We start from the raw sequence: 17,475 nt of genomic DNA on the forward strand, positions 1-17,475 counted from the left end.
AGGTTCTAACACAATTCAGATAACTTGCATTCAACTAAGGAAAGGCTCTGTAGAGAGAAATCTCTACAGGGCTTTTCTTTTTGTTTGGATTTTGCCCCTTAACGATATAAATTTTCTTTTGTCTTCTTTTGGGTAGATGGCTTTTTAGGGCGAGTTATTGTCAATTTCGGAAGTTTATCTATAAGGAAGGTACGTAGTACAAGATAATTATGGTTACTAGTTGATGTCTGTTGGAAGTCCTCATTGTCGTAGCGGGATTCTAAAAAGTGTAGGTGAACTGGAAACCAATAGGATCCTGTGTACAAAAAAGAGAATAAACTGAATAACTTTTTGATAAATCTGTTATGTCAGCAGTCTGTTTGTGACGCTTTCATATCACTAACCTTCAATATTCTTTTGGGTCCTTAAAGGTTAATAAGGGTTGATTTCTTAATGGAAATACCTTATACTAGTTTTAATCGTTAAGAACCCAAAGGAGTGAATACATTGGATGTCTATCAAATGAAAACAAAGCCGCACAGTAAAGAGCGTTATCAAGAATTTATCAGAGAAAACCGAATTGGGATTGGGTGGCCGGGAATTGGTTCCTTGCAAGGAGTAACAAAGGATGAGGTCCGTGACAGAGTACGGACTGTGTATCAAATTCATGACTCGAAGCTGGGAAATGCATTGGGTGCAATTTGGAGTTTTGTCTATCGAATGCAAGCGGGAGATTTGATAGGTATTCGTCATGGATCCTTAGTTAGTATTGGGATAGTTGGAGATTATGAATATGTCCCATCCTTGGATAATCCAGCAGATGGATTTTGTCATCAGCGTTCTGTGGAGTGGCTGGTAGTAGAAGAGGAGATGGCTTATTTTAGCGAGAAGTTCCAGGAGACAATTGGACATAGGGGAATTGTAACGAAAAGCAAATACAGTCTGGATGAATTACAACTTAAAGTGGCAAGAGGAAGGGGCAAGATTGATGAATTTATTTCAAATGAAAAGTAGGCCGCACGGAAAGGAACGATTACCACTATTTTTAACTGATGGCTTTGTTGCAATCGGATGGCCGGGAGTCGGAGATCTTTCGCAAGCTGATGCCGAAGAGATTGAGACGCGTCTAGCCAAGACCTATACTTCTTACGTGGGACAGAAGATGGCGTACTATAAAGGTGTTGTTAACACGTTTGTCAATGTAATGGAACCAGATGATTATGTGATGGTTGCAGAGGGAGATTATGTACACATCGGTGTGTTGGGTGATTATATATATCGTGCTGACTATGATAACGAAGAAGGAATGTGTCATCAGCGACCGGTTGATTGGGTGATTACAGTTGAACGTACGAAACTCAATGAAAAAGTACAAGAACATTTGAGAAATCGCGCAACGGTCACAAAGTTTAAATATCCTTTTCAATTGGCTGAACTTGAACAAGTGTTAAAGGTAAACACATTATCAGATACTAAACAGATTAAGGATCCGTTGGTGGACAAGGCATGGAATATTGCGGAAAAGGAATTGGATTCAGAAGATCCACTCATTCGCATAATAGCAGCCTCAGTTATTTTACAGTTAAGAAATAATCCTTAAATAAATTAAACTTGTGTGCCAGGTTCTGAAATAGTTCAGAAAACTCGCATCCGATTGATGAAAGGCTCTGTGAAGAAATCTCCACAGGGCTTTTCTTTTTTAAATTTTTATTTTAAAACGGAAATCTTTCCGCACCCATATTAAAAATCGACTCTCCGCTGCAGCCAGCCGCCACTCTTCGTCTTGTGCTCTTATCCTTAATCCATCATATAGGCAATAATGCGCCTGCAGTATCAATCCAACTTGACGAGATGGAAATTCTACAGCTTTATCCAGTTTTTTCTGCTAGATATAGATACACAGAAATATGTAATGTATTGCAGGGAAAGGGATAAAAAGTAGTTGCTCAAAAAAGGCTCTGCGGAAAGTTCATTCCACAGAGCCCTTCCTCAAGAAACTCAACACCTAAACTTAAATTGAGATCCTATGAAGGAAAAATTTATGTTGCTTAGGGGCTTGTACTTCAAAATAGAACACACCATTATAATACTCGAAATTGGCCTTTCTACCTGGTATCGTGCCCACTTTTTCAACTTTCTTTCCATCCACTGTCATTCGGAAAAGTGTTTGGGTATCGGCGAATGTATTATTCACAAAATAAATATGCTTGGAACCAATGAATGAAGAAGAGGTTTCTACATTAGAGACACGTTTTACATTCTTCCCACTGTAATCCATCCGATACAGATGCCTACCTAAGTTACTAGAGTTCTTATGAATGACGGAATAGATATATCCATCCCTCACAATAAGAGAATCAATATTATACATGTTTTTCATCAATAACGTTTCTTTTTGGGGACTGCCAATTTTGATTTTTGCCAAATTGAATGTAACATCTAAATCATAAGGATCGTTACTTACAGGGAGCGTATATGTGAAATAGAGCCATCCATTATGGACCGCATACTCTTGGACATGACCTTTTGGTGAATAAAGGAACTTATTCCCTTTGCCTGACACACCTATTTGATAGAAACCCTTTTCGGTAATATAGTAAATCGTATTACCATTAATCTGAAAGATGCTGCTAGTCACTTCTGGATATTGTTTGATGACTTTACCGTCCAAGGTAATTTGTTGTAGTAAGCCTTCATCTTCATTAAATACAATAAAGGTATTTCCGTAAATCGTAATATTGCTATAACTGCCTTTTTTAATGAGTCTGTATTGTTTTAAGTTTTTGCTCATTTTATATATGCCGGGAGCTTGGTTCTCCAGAGACCCTGTATTTACATAGTAAGTATCACCGCTTTTGACAGCAAAACTTCGTGACTGATAATTATCTCCTTTCAAATCCAAACTTACATTATTCGCTTTCGCTTCAATGAAGCTAGGAAATAGTAGGCTAATAGATAGTAATATTGCTAACACTGATGCCCATCGTTTCACTTCTGCATACCTCCAACAATAATATTTTCTCTAATTTAAACATTTCACTTACTATAAAATTCGGATGTCGTCTTCTTGGATACTTAGCCATTTAGCCCGATTCCATTCATATCAGAGAAGACCGGCTCGTTTCTTGTCCGATTTCCTCGGCAGTCTCAGGCTATCAATGTCTTTATTGAAAAACTATCCCAGTCCTTCCGCACTTCGTTCTAATCGAAAAACACTTCACGCATGGTGATATGCATAATGCCTTTTTCAAAATCATAATGCATAGAATAGTACCCGCCATCATACACTTCTCCCGTTTCGATGACCCGATTCATCAATTCCACCAATTCATATGGATCCATCGGTTGACGCTGGTCTCTGGCCGGGCCAATATTGTCAGCTCGCCATCTGATGATATCTTCTGGTACCTTATCAAACAAATTGAAATATGTGCTGTGCCGTAGTTGATTTTCTTCTTTGAGTTTTGCTTGCTTTGCCTTTTGCTCAACCGCAAGTTGTTCGAGCGTCTTTCCGGCAGGGATAGGGACTTCGCTTGGATCGGTTAGCGAAAAAGTGCTCAGCGCCCTTGAGTAGATTGGTATATTCGTCCGCTTCCTCGAAATAATCTCTTTTTTCTGCGGGAGATGGATATATTCATTATCTTTATTGAGAAGAATATAAGAATTCGGATAGGCTACCGCATATTCTGCTCCCTTCAAATAATCCTCTTTCGATACATTCATATATTTAAAAAACGAAGGTGGGTTATTAGCGTAAATATACGCGGAATCGCCATAGATGCCTGTATACACATAATCGATGAACAGGAAATTCTCGTATTGTTTTTCTTCATTCGTCGTGTATTGTTGCAATCCCGTCGCTTTCATCGCTCGATAAAGGAAAGTGACGAACTGAGCACGTGTCACTGTTTCTTTGGGGCGAAAATCTGTTATCTCCGTCGTTACCCCTGACGTAGAAAGAATGCGGACCGCTTCCTGATGGCTTGCCGATACATTGGAAAGATTGATTTGTGATTTGCGATTGCCTGCCACTTCAAGGCCGAATGCACGAACAATAATCGTCGCCATTTGTTCACGGTTCATCGGACTGTCTTTAAAATATCCATCCTCTCCCTTGAAAATGCCCTCGTTGATTGTCGAGGTAATGGATAGGATCAGCGGATGGTCAGGATCGAAGTCTTTATAAGCATCCACGACGGCCTGATGCTTTTCCATTACAGGCAAATCAAAAACACTGGACAGCATAGCAGCTGCTTCTGAACGATAGATCGGTTCGTTCGGCTTGAATTCCAGCACATTCGTCGCTACACGAAACCCGCCAATGAACCCTTTTTCACTCAGATAATTGATCGCTTCATAATGAGAACTTTCACTTTTGACATCTTGAAAACTGTAGGCCTTCGCATCAACCTTCAAAATCCCGAATGTCAGTGTAACAAATGCAAAAAATACCCCCAATATATACCCTTTTTTCACACTCGTGCCTCCGTTTCTATAATTCCACTACATGCTTATCGTACCATGAATATTTGCTTATTTAAATGACAAGTACATAGAGTAGTTGCGAACCATTTTCAACTTCTTTTCATCATGGTTCATCAGAGGAAGGCTAATCGTGTAGCAGGCAAGTGATAGAATTTGAAGTCCTATTTTACAGGAGGGAGACGAACTTAAGTAGAAATTACGAAAATCGTCCACTATCAAAAGTTGAAAATAAAAAAAGAGCTTCCTGACGGTTTTCTCGATCAGGAAGCTCTTCTCTTCGTACATCGACAACTAATCAGAATCTTGTCTGAGTTATGTGGGGCACAGGTACCTTCTCTTAGCGGAAAACATTATCCGTAGTCAGGTTGAGGTGCACAGTGTCCTCGTCAAAATACTGTACCGCCAAGTAATACTTGCCCACTCGATATACGTCCAAATGGTTGCCGTAACTTAACACTTCTTTGCCGAATTGTTTTTTGAAAAACGGTCTTAACGAATTTCTATTTCCGTGAAGATCGGAGCTTCGGAAAATCCCTCGCACTTTGGCGTTTGGTTTTATTGTTTTGCTTACATCATTATTATAGTAAAAGCCATAGTTTCCAAGTTCGGTATAATAGAAGTTATAGTGCTCGGCCATTTCCTGGCGGGCATACGGATCTTGAACAGCAGATTTCAAGTTGGAAAATGTCATTCCAAGTGCTCCCGGTACCCATTTCAACTGACCTTTTTTGGCTAATGAAGCAAAAGTGCTGTCAAAATAAGCAATTTCTTTAGCAGAGCCATTTACATATAGCTGATAAAATTTGGATTTAAAAGAATCCGAATGCTTACTGGCAGTAGATCCATCATAAAAGGAACTGAACTCTTCTACCCCAATTTCGATAATGCTTGAAGATACAAACCTAGCATACATGCCCGCACCGTCGCCATTGAATGTTTTGTTCATGAACATCTTTCCATCGCGGTTCGTGCCAATCACTTCAACTGATTCCGTTCCCCCCGCGCCAGTCTTGTAAAAGAGATAGGTATCATCGGTTTTGGTAACTGTGAAACTGATCTCACTGCTCATCCACCCGCCGACACCTTGCCAAACAACACGGTTGCCTTTTTTAATGACCGGCTCTTTATTTGACGTGACATCAATCACTAAAGAGTTGCTGAGTTTGATCGGAAATTTAGATTTTTCACTGGACAATGAATATGTCTTATACACTTTTTCATTCGTTTTAGCGCTAGCCTTGTTTTCTGCAAGGAATAATAATGATGTAATGGCGAGAAAGCACACTGCCAATACTTTGACGATTTTGTTCATGGAATTCTCCTTCGTAAAATAAATTTGAGATGTAACCGTTGGATTTACTTAAAATTCAAGACTACCTAATCATTCTGCTGTTCTAAAACCAAATCAACTAAATAACCACCTCTTTTCTCCTGATTCAATTATACTATTTAAGGTCTCTTTTTTAATAGAATACTTGGCATTTTTTAATATGGAATAGCAAGTCGGCATTCGTAACGATATCTGAAACCAAAGGATATGGAACCACTCAATTTTACAAGTTGATAATAGAAACAAAAAAGCATCCCAATCGATTTTTCTCGATTGAAATGCTCTTCTTTTCTACAATGCGCATGCACAGATACCTTCAGTTAATTGTTTAGCGAATATAAATAATAGCTGCTCCGTTTGTATCGGTTTTACTGTATTGGGCATATAAGGCATATGAATTATCAGATGCTATATAAACATCGCCCGTTTCGAGTGCATAGTTTATACCGGCAATCCATTCTTCAATTGTCGATTTCGAACCAATAGACTTTAATTGTGCTTCGTTCATAGATATAAATGACGGATCATCTAACTCATATAAAGCGAATCCACCTTTTCCGAATTGTACACCTGTTCCTCTTTTTGGTGAATATGTAAACACAGTTTCTTCGATTTTTTTCATATGCTGATCATAGATAGCAGGTGTCCAGCCGGCGGGTTTTTTAACGTCTTCTGTTCTCGGCACAAGCCCGCTTGGTGGAAAAGGCCAATCGTCGGGTAGAAAGACTGGTCTCTCAGTTGGCAGTGTTGGCTTCTGTATGGGCTGTTGGCCGGTTGGTGCTGGATCTTCCGTTTTAGTTATTGGTGGTTTTGGCTTTAATGGTTTATCAGGTACGGGTGCTTTATCAGGATTGAGTGCACGGTATAAAAATACAGCATAATGGGCTCTAGATACAGTGTCTTGGGGATTGAACTTGCCATTATTCCCTGTTGTAATCCCACTCATGTAAAGCGAAGAGATATAATCTTTCGCCCAATTCGATTCCGAAATATCATCGAAGATATACCCTTTATGTTCTTCTAAATTAAATGCGTTAAACAAGACCTTAGCCATTTGCGCTCTCGTTAGTTTGTCATTGATTCCGAATGTACCGTCTGGTTTGCCATCAAAGATTCCGGCTCTATAAACCTTTTGGATATCATAATAGTAAGCTTTCGTTTTGGGCACATCCTTGAATTCTTTGCCTGGTCGTACTGGCGGCAAGTCAAGCGAGCGGACAAACAATGATGCGACGTGTACCCGGCTGATAGCTTGTCCAGGTTGGAAGGTGTTGTCGGGATAGCCACTGATGATGCCCTGCTCACGCATAGCCATAATTTCATTGTAAGCAGAATGATTTTTTGAAATATCTATGAAATCTTGGTAGTTTTTTGCAGTGTCTGCTGCAGCCTGTACCGGTGCAACCACCGCCGGCACGGTAAGCAATGTAGCCACGGTGGCAAGGAAAAGTTGTTTTGTATGCATGATCTATCTCTCCGTTCATTTGTTGTATAGCATTGAACATATTATTAGATTTGTCGTTCCTTCGAGCGAACTCCTGCTTTATAGTTCCTATTCATTATATCGTATTATATGTGAAAAGATAGAAGATGAAGGAAGGTAGATAGAAAATTAGTAGTCACTGCTCATTCAGACGGCGTATGGTGCATCAATTTTATATGCTGAATTATAATTTTTTAACAAGCAAGCTCCTCAGGATTATCTTGGAAAGAGTAGCTTAAAAGTTTCTCAGGTAATAATAGACGTCCCAAATCGCAAGTTAAAACTAAATAGCAAAACTAGCCGTCTGACCGATTTCTCGATCAGACGGCTAGTACCTTCGTTTCCTCACACAGTTGTCAGAACGACGTCTGAATTGTGTGGGGACTGGGTACCTATTCATAAGCAGTTCCAATTGCATTTTGTCTGACGTTACACATGAATAAGCTGTTTAAGATCCCAGCACAAAGGGATTTTAACGTCATGATAATCAATAACTCGCAGTTTCCTTCGGGTTCTCAAATGCCGTAATATTGCAGATAATCAGTTACGATATTGAAGTCTTCTCGTAACCTAAATAAACGAAATGCAAAAAGAAAAGCCTCGCAGAGATTACTCTCTACGAAGCCTTTCCACATTAAAATGCAAGTTGTCTGAATTATTTCAGAACCCAGCATCGAACTCGAGAAATTAGCTTGAAATTCTCCGGATTAACTTTTTGAAAGAGACAGGCAACTAAACTTTACATTACTCTCTCTTTTTTAATTGAATAATGCTAGTAAAAACAGAAACTCCCCTCAAGTCTAAAAGACTCAAGGAGATCTCTGTCATTCTTTCAAATTCTAATGAATTTGAAATGCCTGAATTATGTTAGAAACTTATGCAATTACAATTGTGTAAGTTTCTTCAGTACCATCTTCAGCTGTAACAACAACTGTCATTGTATTATCTACTACAGTAGCACCTGTTACTTCATCTCCATTAGTATCTTGCAATTCAAAGCTTGCATTTGCAGGTGCAGTAAGTGCAGCTACTAACTCTGCTGCTGTAGTGCCAGTTGCTACTGTCAAAACAGTTCCTGTAATATCAGTAACAACCGCCTCTTCGCCAACAGTTACTGTTAATTCAGTATCATCGCTAAGAACTGGAGGTGTTACAGACTTCGCAGGTACAACTACATCGATAGACTGAGTATCAGCAGTTTTTCCGTCTTTAGAAACTGTTAGAACTAATGTCACAGTAGTAGCAGCATCTGGTGGTGTGATATTACCATCAGTATCAATAACAGCTTCATCACTTGAAGACTTAATAGCTACTGTAAAACCTTCCGGAACTACTGGTAAATCTAGAGATGTAGCATCTTGAGCTGGTGCTGTAATGCTTGTGATTTTTGCTGCTTCAGCATCAACTGCTTGTTGAGTTTGTTCAGCAGCAGAAGTCGCTTCTAGAATTGTAAATGTAATAACTCCATCATTGTTTTTGTAATAGTGAAGTTTTGCATTTGGACTAGTTGAAACGATATCTTCAAACTGTGCAAAGTTCAACTTAAGAGTCGTAGATGTACGAGCATCTTCGTAAAGAACTTTGTTAGCATCGAACTCTTCTTTATAGTTAAGTTCTTTTTTGTTTTCGAATTTCAATTTCTTCTTGTCTTTATCGAAAGCTTCTACGATACCAGTGTGTGAAGTTCCAAGATCAGAAGAAGCTTTGAAGGTTGCTTTTGCCACTTTACTTTCAGAGAGGCGAACAACTTTATTTTTGCCATCTTCTCTAATTGTCGCTTGACCATAAGCAGTTACATCAATATTAGATGAAAAGCCATTAGTACCAACATAAAGTTTTACCTGTTTAGAACCGGCTGGAGTAGCTGTAACATTGAAAGTTTCACCACGACGAGTAGAGATTACTTTTCCTTTGGAATAGTTTCCGACATCAGCAGCATCTGTCCAAACATATACGTCATTTGTTCCGTCAGTTTTCACTTGGAAAGTAGCTTTAAAGTCTTCAACATCATCACGAGTGTATTCTTCTCCACTTTGGTTAGCGATGTCGAAACGGAACTCAACAATATCTGCTGCGTCTACTGGACGATTATCCTTGATTTCTCCACCAGCAGTATTATTGAATACCGCGAGCTTGCTACCTTCAATTTTTTCTTCTGCAAAGATTGTCATTGGAGCTTTTTTCGTTGGCTCACCTTCTTCAAGTACGCCATCTTTATTGCTGCTTGTATTAATATCAATCCAGACTACTGGTGTAGCGTAATCACGTTCGTGATCGCTGACAATCTTGAATTCCCCTTCACCTTTGGAATCTAGTTTGATACGAATTTGTTGATCATCGTTAGTATTAGTGTATTCTGTATCGCCTTTGTATTCGTCATTGTCAATAACGAATGTTGCTTGTGTATTTGTTGAAATCACTCTGTCAAGGATTTCGTCAAGTCCGACATTGACAACTTCTCCAGCTGCTGCTTTACCGTTTTCGTCTTTAACTGCAATTTTATAAACACGACCGTTGTCATCACCAATTGCAGCCTCTTCGCCACCATCACGAGTAACTTCTACTTCGTATTTTGCATGGACTGCACCGAAAGTTAACTCAGCAGCTTTCACTTGTAATTCCGTACGATCTAGTTTCTTGTTAGTATCGTTGTTGCTATATCCTGTACCATCAACAAATACTACTGGAGTAGCTTTTGTGTTTGTACCGGAAACAGTAAACGTTGCTTCACCTTTTGAGTCAGTTGTTACAATCACTTGCTCAACTAGATTGTTAGTTGTTTGATATGCACGTTGTCCGTCGATTGTTGCATCAGTCAATTTATTAACTGCTACATCAACGTTTTCAGCAAACGTAACATTCAAATCTTTGTTAGCAACTGGTTTGCCTGTTTTAGGATCTTTGTATGTTACTTTGTAAACTTTGTTTTCTCCATTGTTTAAAGAAGCACCTTTTTTATCGTCTTCTTCAAGCGTCAGGATTGTGTCAACACCCCAGTGAACTGTTGCATAGTCACGTACTGTAGGTGCGCCTGTTGGGTATGCTACAACTTCGTCAACGCCAGCTGCGTATTGTGTATAAGATAGTGTTGCAATACCATCAGCATTTGTAACGGCTTCGAACACTTGGTCTTTATTAAGTGTATTGATTGTATTTGCTTTCACGTTGAAAGTTACAGGGATACCTGCTTGTTTCACGCCTACATCAGCAGATAAGATTGCTTGTTGGCCTACTTTACCTTGTACATTTTGATTTGTAATGTCAATTTTAGTAGGAACTACAGCAGAGATACCTTCGAATGAACCAATTTCAGTGTTATTCAAAGAAACCGTGTACTTCTCTCCACCTTTTTGAACTGCAGTCGTCAATACAACTGTTTTGTTGTCAGTTTGTTTCACAGCTGCGTTGGAAACTGTCAAACCTTCGATTGTGAAGTTCAACGAGTTGATGTTTTCAACTGCATCTTTGAATGTTACTTCAACAGTTGTAGCGTTAACCGCCTTTACCGTCCGTTTCGAATTCACTAAAAAACGCCTGAGCCCTTTACTACCAAGGGGTCAGACGTTTTTGTTAAAATGTAAAAGTAGCGTTAAGGTGGGCCTCCGCGATCAGCTGGGGCATAATTCGATTGAGACCACTGTGTTATATACGAACTTAACCCAAGAAGAGCAACGAGAAATTCTTCAAAAGATGGATACGGGTCGTCCTCCTAAAAAGAATGAAGACGATGAAGAATGACGTTGTATGAACAAGAAAGGATGTACCCTGCGCTCGTCGCCAGGTTACATCCATTTGTCGTATGTTTCTTTTCGTGCTTGGTTAAATAACCGGGCGTACAGTTGAGTGGTCGCGGGTCTCTGATGCCCAAGTAGTTGTTGAATGGCTTCGCCCGGCATCCCTTTTTGGGCGAGGTGTGCCGCAAACGTATGCCGTAGCATGTGCGGATGCACACGAAACCCCAATCGTTCGGAATATGCTTGGAAGTTTTCATTGATTTTCTGATGGCGTATTCGATTGGTCGCTGGGTGATTGACGAACACATAAGGCAACGCATCTGTTCGGCTCTCCAAGTACGCTGTTACATACTGAAGGCTTTCCAGACTGATCAATACGATCCTGCCTTGGTTTCCTTTTCCATCCGGGATATGAATACTTCGTTCTGTTTCATTGATATCTTCTTTTTTCATCGCGACAAGCTCACTCTTGCGAATCCCGGTCGCCACTAACATTTCGACGATGGCCCGTTCCAACAAACTATGTTGGACACATTCACGGAGTTGCGCAAGTTGCGGTTTCGTCAAGTAGATCGGAACTTTGTCGGGTATTTTCGGGTACGGGATATGCTCTACGGGATTGGTGGCAATCAAGCCTTCTTCCAAACAATACTTAAAGAAAGCTTTCACCCCGATTAATTTTGTGTATACGGTCGTTGGTTTGTATCCTTTTTCCTCTAACAGCATCAACCAATTTCGAACGTCCTTTCGGGTGATGTCTTGAAACGGTTTTCCCGTCTGTTCGAGTAGTTGGCGGATGTTAAATTGGTAACCTTGGATCGTGATGGGTGCCAATCGAAGCTGATATTCGATTTTGAATTGCTCAATATAGTCTTTCGACATTATTCTCTCCCTCTTTCTTATCCCATATACCTTCTATATAAACGAATTAATTTCCACTCAGGAATCCGTGCATAAATTTTCGTCGTTTCTAAGTTCGCATGCCCGAGTTCATCTGCGATAAAATCAAGTTCTGCCCCCTTGGTTAATAACTCTGTTGCAAATGTGTGGCGAAAGCGATGGGGGTATAGGGAGCCCGTGATTCCTGCAGATTTCCCAATTTGGTTGATGATTTTTCGCATACGTGATATGCCGAGTCTTGTCCCTATATTGGAAACCAATAAGGCAGGATGTTCTTCTCCCTTTACCTCTTCCATCTCCCCATACCGTTCCAATAAAAGCGCACACGTTTCGGAAAAATGCACCTCGCGAATTTTCCCTCCTTTTCCCATCACCCGGGCTGTTCGATTTTCTAACTCCACATCACTCTTATCCAGTAGATGGAGTTCACGTATGCGACACCCCGATGAGAGTAGGAATTCCACGATAATTCGATTGCGAAGTATTTGCTTTTCTGCGCTTTGACGTACTTTTGCCTGTTCTCCTTTTTCGAGATACCTCGGTAAAGGTCTTGGTTCTCGCAGATACCACCTGGGCTTGATGGGAACACTCTCCATGTAGCCTTCCTCCACGCAAAACCTGAAAAAAGAAGCTAATATCGATAACCGCCCGTTAACCGTTGTTGCTTGAACTACTTTTTGTTGCTGGATGAGCCATTGCAAGATTTCATCAAAAGAAATCGTTGAAAAGTCTTCTTCCTTCCGTACAAAATACGTTTCTAACGTACGTTTATAGAGAAGGATCGTTAGTTCACTCATATTCGCAATCTTCATTGACTGCAAGTACTCATTTACGACTTCCTTGTTGATCCTGTTACGAAACACTTTATCCGTCTTCCAGTACTTTTTTAACGCATTTTTCTCCACCCAGAAGTAATGAAGAGGCGATCTCGCCATATACTCTTTACGGACACAAAAGAAATAAAACGAACGTAACACCTGCTTGTAATTGTTAATTGTTCGCGTACTCCATTCTGGATCTTGCAGGGAAAACCACTCGTCAATCCGCTTCCGATCCACTTGTGTAAAATGGACAGGGTTCGTCCAAAAAAAACGTTTTAGGAAGATCCCATATTCATCAATCGTTTTTTTCGTTCGCTTCTTATTCTTCAGATACAACAAAAACGCATTGATCACGTCCTTGTTCTCCTCAACAGAAAACCGCCCTTTTACTTCCCAGTAGACATCGGTCGCTTCGGCATACTTTCTTTTGTTACGAAGGGGGGTGTCATCGAGAATTTCATTCTCCCAACAATACTCATAGAGAGTCCGAAGTGTACTCCACATCCCACTTCTTGCCGATTCACAACGTTGTTGATGCGTATCTGTCACCCATTGTTCGATTTCTTCCCGTGTGAGCTGACGAAACGATTGATCCTTCTCCTTGAAAATTCGTTGTAAATAGATTCGCATCGACACAATCGTATACTCAGTCCTTCCTAACGTTTTCATATGAAGCAAGAACTGATTCACAATCATTTGATTGTCTGGATTGGGTAGAATAGTTTTCAATTCCCAGTACCGTTCCGGGCTAGATATGACCTGTAGATTCACGTCGAGCGGGAAGATGTCTAGATGCTCTTCCTGAATACAATAATTATAGAAGGCGCGAATTGCTTTTAGATAATCTTTCACCGTCCGCTCTTTTTTGACCTTTCTTTGTTTTGTAAGCCACGCCTCGATGACTTCTCCCGTCACAGATTTATAAGAAACTGGATGAGCTAAGAAAAAAGATTGCAAAGCAGCCCGGTAGCGCGTCAGTGTTTGTTGACTTTTATTCTTCTCATTTAGACTCTTTAAAAATAAATTGAGGACGAAGTGCGTGTCTGGCGACAGTCCTTTACAATTCACCTCCCAATATCCTGCCATCTCTACACCTCCTATTTCTTACTGTTATACTGATCATACTGTTTCTTCTTCACGTGATTCATCAAACGCGTAGATTCTTATACTCTTGATATTGGAATGACCAAGTAATTCTTGAATCCATACCCTTTTCTGCTAGATGGGCAGCAAATGGGTGACGCATGGTGTGGGGAGTCACTCTTAATTCAAGCTTTTCTGTGTACTGCTGAAAAAGTCATTCCACAAAACAACGACTGAGTGTTCTTCCTCTTTGATTTGATATGAATTATTTACTTCCAACTTGCCATTCAGCTAAATACCCTTTTCAATCTTTCTGCACAATCAAAGCTAAATAAGACAAACCGTTCTTTATTCGCTTTCCTTTTTCAGAACCAAATTTTACAAGTTATTCTATTTGACATCTTCTAACCGGATATTTAATAGTTCACTACTTCGAACACCCGTTTCACATAAAGTTTCTACAATAGCTCGATTCCTTAGATGATCCTTGGTCAACTCTTGAAGCAATGCCAGCTGTTGTTTATCGAAGTTGTAGGGAAGGGAATCCACTTTTTTTTCGGTGTACAAACGCTGATTTATGTTTGGAGAATGGTACTCCAAGCCCGATTCTTTTGCGGCCGTCCTTAGTTTAATGTAGATATCCGTTTTGCCATACTCATTTGGAAATAACAAATCTGTTTCTTTACCTGAACGGGCATGAATGAAATCTCTTAACAGTTTCGCACTATCCTCAGAAATATGAACATAACGGGCTCTATTGCCTCTTTCTCTAATGAACAATCGCAGATTTTCTAGATTAACATCTTGAACCCTTAACTTTGACACTTCGGACAGCCGGCAACCTGTAGAAATAAGGAGATGAATCAGGGCATGGTCACTCAGTGTAAAGGTCTCTGTAGCTGCTAGCAAGCGATCACCTTCTTTACGTTCTAGAATTTCATGTTTTCTAGGTAAGGTTTTCGAATGCTGCCTTTTTTCCATGCTATTGGCCTGCATGTATCCTTGTTTCAAACAAAAATGGAGAAAGGATATCAGGATGGTGAGAGATAGACTGGTTTTTTGTAGATTCGTCCTATCAAGATATTGTTGTAACCATTCGAAGACCTCCAATGACGTTAACTCCTGAATGGGAACAGAACACTCACTCAAAAATTGTTCAAGAACATCCTGGTTAATGGATATGATGGATTCTAACCAATCCCGTTGATGTAACCCGAGCAAGTATTCATTTAAGATTGCTTTTGTTTCTTCGGGAATTGCCTCATGGGGCCTTTCCCAGTTTTTCGTTGAATTATTCATAACCTCCTTAATTATTAATCTGTGAAACTTCAAATGATTATGGTACTAGTGTTAACGTTCTTACTTTTTCTATACATGTATTATTTAATTCTCAAAATATTTTTACAGATTTTACAAGGATGGCTCCTTTTTTTTCAATGGATAGCAGTCAGGAGCGTATTACTTATGGATTTTGTTAGAAATATATCGATAACTAAAAACCTCATTATTTGCACTAGTTACCGTAGATCTTCAAGTAGTCTAATTGCTATGGCCTTGATTTTTTGTAATGGTTTACACTCGTTCCACGAGAAATATAAATTGCCCTAAATCCTCGAATGGATTTAGGGCTGCTGTTAATCCTATACAAGATAATACACATGTAGCTCCAAGCCAGCGCTCCCATTGTTAGAAGCCTGCACCTAAACCTGGCCGTATCAACGAAGTAGCCAACCACTTAAAGTCATCTGCTGTGTACGTCACTTGTTCCGTCACCAAAACAACTGTGTTTACATAATTTAAGATTTCCAAGATGGTGCGAACATTGCTTTCGGTATCCCGCAAAATTCGGCATGAGGAATAGATCAGCAGATGATCGACTGGAGGTTTCATCGATTGTACATCCCGCAACATCATGTTCAACTGCGGACGACTTTCTGCATAATGCGGGGAACTGATGTCCAGGTAGCGCTTCAGAATGAGGATTCCTTGCTTTTTTGCATGGTTGTCGATCGTCTCCTGGTGACGACTGACAACTTGCTTGTGTCGGACAGAGTATTTGCCGTAACTGATTCCAATTATCTCGTCTCTCCCATTAACCAATTCAGTTCATCTCCTGAAAAATTGATTCTCCAAACTTTCGCCTATTCTGCCTATCTACTGGTTGTTTAATACGCAGTCAAATAGAATTTTTTAGCGGGGTTTCGTCAACTTGCATAGGATCTGAAAGATGATGCGGCTGGCGAGGCGAACAGGCGGGATGGTGGTTGTAGTTTAAATACAAACTGCGACATAAAGAGACAGACATCTTTATGAGGGTTAATGAGTAAGTGGGGCGATTAAAATACTATGCGATATTGAACTTCTTGGAGGCCTTTTAAGGAAGTACACCGCTTGCCAAGGGTTACTTAATAATCAGCGAGGGACTCGGGTAGCCTCTCCACTCCGATCATAAGCATCAAGGGAAAAGCTGCAAGACACCAATTCCTTCACCTATTTACCTTCCTCCATCGGCGGAAGAGAGGAAATTAGAAGCTACACAGGTATTGATTGGCCTCAATTAGACTTACAAGAAGGCTCCTTATTTAAAACTTGTTGAATACTTTTTAAAAGCCTTGTGAAAAGGCTTATTTAGCATGCCCATCAGCACCCTTTTTTCACCCCGCATTCACCTGAAATTGTATGACGATCAAGAAAGAAAAGAAAAGCCATCCAGAGAAAACTTTGTGAATTCTCTCCGGATGGACTATTTTAAATGAAACATATCTCTCCTTCTTCCTTCACCATTGACAAAAGCATCCAATATCCTGTCATCCCTCTACCCCTTTTCTATTGTTGATACTGGTCGTACTGTTTTTTACGTTCATGATTCATCAAACGCGTATAGATTCTTGTACTATTGATGTTGGAATGGCCGAGTAGTTCTTGGATATATAAGAAATCCATTCCTTTCTCCGCTAAGGTCGCAGCGAATGTATGCCGTAACGTATGAGGACTCACTTTAAAACCGAGAGTTTCGGAGTACTCACGGAACTTCCTTTGGACTAATTGACGACTGATGGGCTGTCCTCTTTTATTTGAAAATAGATAGTCTCCGTTGTACTTCCTTGTTTCGATATACCGTTTCAAACGTTCCGCACAACCATGGCTAAAGAGGACAGGACGTGCTTTACTTCCTTTACCTTTACGAATCAAAATTTGCCGCGTATCCCATTTAATATCTTCCAGTTTAATATGCAGCAGTTCACTTACACGTACACCCGTTGCATAAAGCGTTTCGATAATGGCTCTATCCCTCGGATCGTTTTTCGTATACTCTTGGAGCATCGCCAATTGTCGCTTTGTTAAATAATACGGAAGGGAATCAACTTTTTTTGGTGTAACTACTTTCTGGGTAGGATTCTTATGAATCTTATTTTCTTCCATACAATAGAGGTAGAAAGATTTCAGCGCGGCCAGCTTCAATTGGATGCTACGTGGTTGCAACCCGTCATTGTTCATGTCTTCTAACCAGTTTCGGATATCTTTCGCTTTGACATCCTCAACACTTTTTTCACACACTCCAAAGAATTGTGAAAGTGCTAAATTATATGCGCGTACTGTCTCTGGGCTAAATTGATTGTGGTTATCTAAAAAGAACTCTTGTATAAGTTCTTGATTCAT

Annotated in this window: 12 protein-coding genes; 2 read left to right on the forward strand and 10 right to left on the reverse strand. The window is 40.0% G+C overall.

Annotated elements, in window-relative coordinates:
- Positions 1–486 precede the first annotated feature (486 nt).
- Together MKY41_RS10450 and MKY41_RS10455 are read left to right on the forward strand one after the other, a co-directional pair.
- The gene (locus MKY41_RS10450) at positions 487–993 is read left to right on the forward strand and encodes a hypothetical protein (RefSeq protein WP_340744952.1); all 507 of its coding nucleotides are present in this window, start codon (positions 487–489) and stop codon (positions 991–993) included.
- The gene (locus MKY41_RS10455; RefSeq protein ID WP_340744953.1) at positions 968–1,579 is read left to right on the forward strand and encodes a hypothetical protein; all 612 of its coding nucleotides are present in this window, start codon (positions 968–970) and stop codon (positions 1,577–1,579) included. The genes MKY41_RS10450 and MKY41_RS10455 overlap by 26 nt, the downstream gene beginning before the upstream one ends.
- 411 nt (positions 1,580–1,990) lie before the next feature.
- Here MKY41_RS10455 and MKY41_RS10460 read toward each other — a convergent pair whose 3' ends face one another.
- The 10 genes from MKY41_RS10460 to xerA form a co-directional block, all read right to left on the reverse strand.
- Positions 1,991–2,971: a DUF5050 domain-containing protein gene (locus MKY41_RS10460; protein ID WP_340744954.1), complete on the reverse strand. Its 981-nt coding sequence runs from the start codon at positions 2,969–2,971 to the stop codon at positions 1,991–1,993.
- A gap of 209 nt (positions 2,972–3,180) precedes the next feature.
- The gene (locus tag MKY41_RS10465; RefSeq protein WP_340744955.1) at positions 3,181–4,455 is read right to left on the reverse strand and encodes an S-layer homology domain-containing protein; all 1,275 of its coding nucleotides are present in this window, start codon (positions 4,453–4,455) and stop codon (positions 3,181–3,183) included.
- A 346-nt stretch (positions 4,456–4,801) separates the two neighbouring features.
- The gene (locus MKY41_RS10470) at positions 4,802–5,776 is read right to left on the reverse strand and encodes a hypothetical protein (RefSeq protein WP_340744956.1); all 975 of its coding nucleotides are present in this window, start codon (positions 5,774–5,776) and stop codon (positions 4,802–4,804) included.
- 346 nt (positions 5,777–6,122) lie between these two features.
- Entirely contained in the window at positions 6,123–7,259 is a 1,137-nt protein-coding gene (locus MKY41_RS10475; RefSeq protein ID WP_340744957.1) for an S-layer homology domain-containing protein, read from the reverse strand.
- Positions 7,260–8,152: 893 nt separating this feature from the next.
- Positions 8,153–10,801: a hypothetical protein gene (locus MKY41_RS10480; RefSeq protein WP_340744958.1), complete on the reverse strand. Its 2,649-nt coding sequence runs from the start codon at positions 10,799–10,801 to the stop codon at positions 8,153–8,155.
- 258 nt (positions 10,802–11,059) lie between these two features.
- Positions 11,060–11,893, reverse strand: coding sequence for a tyrosine-type recombinase/integrase (locus MKY41_RS10485; protein ID WP_340744959.1), 834 nt, complete (start codon positions 11,891–11,893; stop codon positions 11,060–11,062).
- A gap of 17 nt (positions 11,894–11,910) precedes the next feature.
- A complete protein-coding gene (locus tag MKY41_RS10490) occupies positions 11,911–13,818 on the reverse strand; it encodes a tyrosine-type recombinase/integrase (RefSeq protein ID WP_340744960.1) in 1,908 nt (635 codons plus the stop codon).
- Positions 13,819–14,205: 387 nt separating this feature from the next.
- Positions 14,206–15,114, reverse strand: coding sequence for a tyrosine-type recombinase/integrase (locus MKY41_RS10500; protein ID WP_340744962.1), 909 nt, complete (start codon positions 15,112–15,114; stop codon positions 14,206–14,208).
- 387 nt (positions 15,115–15,501) lie between these two features.
- Positions 15,502–15,915 carry a recombinase family protein gene (locus tag MKY41_RS10505; protein WP_340744963.1) on the reverse strand — a complete coding sequence of 138 codons (414 nt, stop codon included), beginning with the start codon at positions 15,913–15,915 and terminating at the stop codon, positions 15,502–15,504.
- Between the two features lie 726 nt (positions 15,916–16,641).
- The gene (gene xerA, locus MKY41_RS10510) at positions 16,642–17,475 is read right to left on the reverse strand and encodes a site-specific tyrosine recombinase/integron integrase (RefSeq protein WP_340744964.1); all 834 of its coding nucleotides are present in this window, start codon (positions 17,473–17,475) and stop codon (positions 16,642–16,644) included.

Source organism: Sporosarcina sp. FSL W7-1349 (genome assembly GCF_038003045.1).
GTDB lineage: Bacteria > Bacillota > Bacilli > Bacillales_A > Planococcaceae > Sporosarcina.

Coding starts and splice junctions, on each gene's coding strand:
- MKY41_RS10475 (WP_340744957.1), bottom strand. CDS start 7,259: ATGCATACAAAACAACTTTTCCTTGCCACCGTGGCTACATTGCTTACC.
- MKY41_RS10470 (WP_340744956.1), bottom strand. CDS start 5,776: ATGAACAAAATCGTCAAAGTATTGGCAGTGTGCTTTCTCGCCATTACA.
- MKY41_RS10500 (WP_340744962.1), bottom strand. CDS start 15,114: ATGAATAATTCAACGAAAAACTGGGAAAGGCCCCATGAGGCAATTCCC.
- MKY41_RS10490 (WP_340744960.1), bottom strand. CDS start 13,818: ATGGCAGGATATTGGGAGGTGAATTGTAAAGGACTGTCGCCAGACACG.
- MKY41_RS10485 (WP_340744959.1), bottom strand. CDS start 11,893: ATGTCGAAAGACTATATTGAGCAATTCAAAATCGAATATCAGCTTCGA.
- xerA (WP_340744964.1), bottom strand. CDS start 17,475: ATGAATCAAGAACTTATACAAGAGTTCTTTTTAGATAACCACAATCAA.
- MKY41_RS10455 (WP_340744953.1), top strand. CDS start 968: ATGAATTTATTTCAAATGAAAAGTAGGCCGCACGGAAAGGAACGATTA.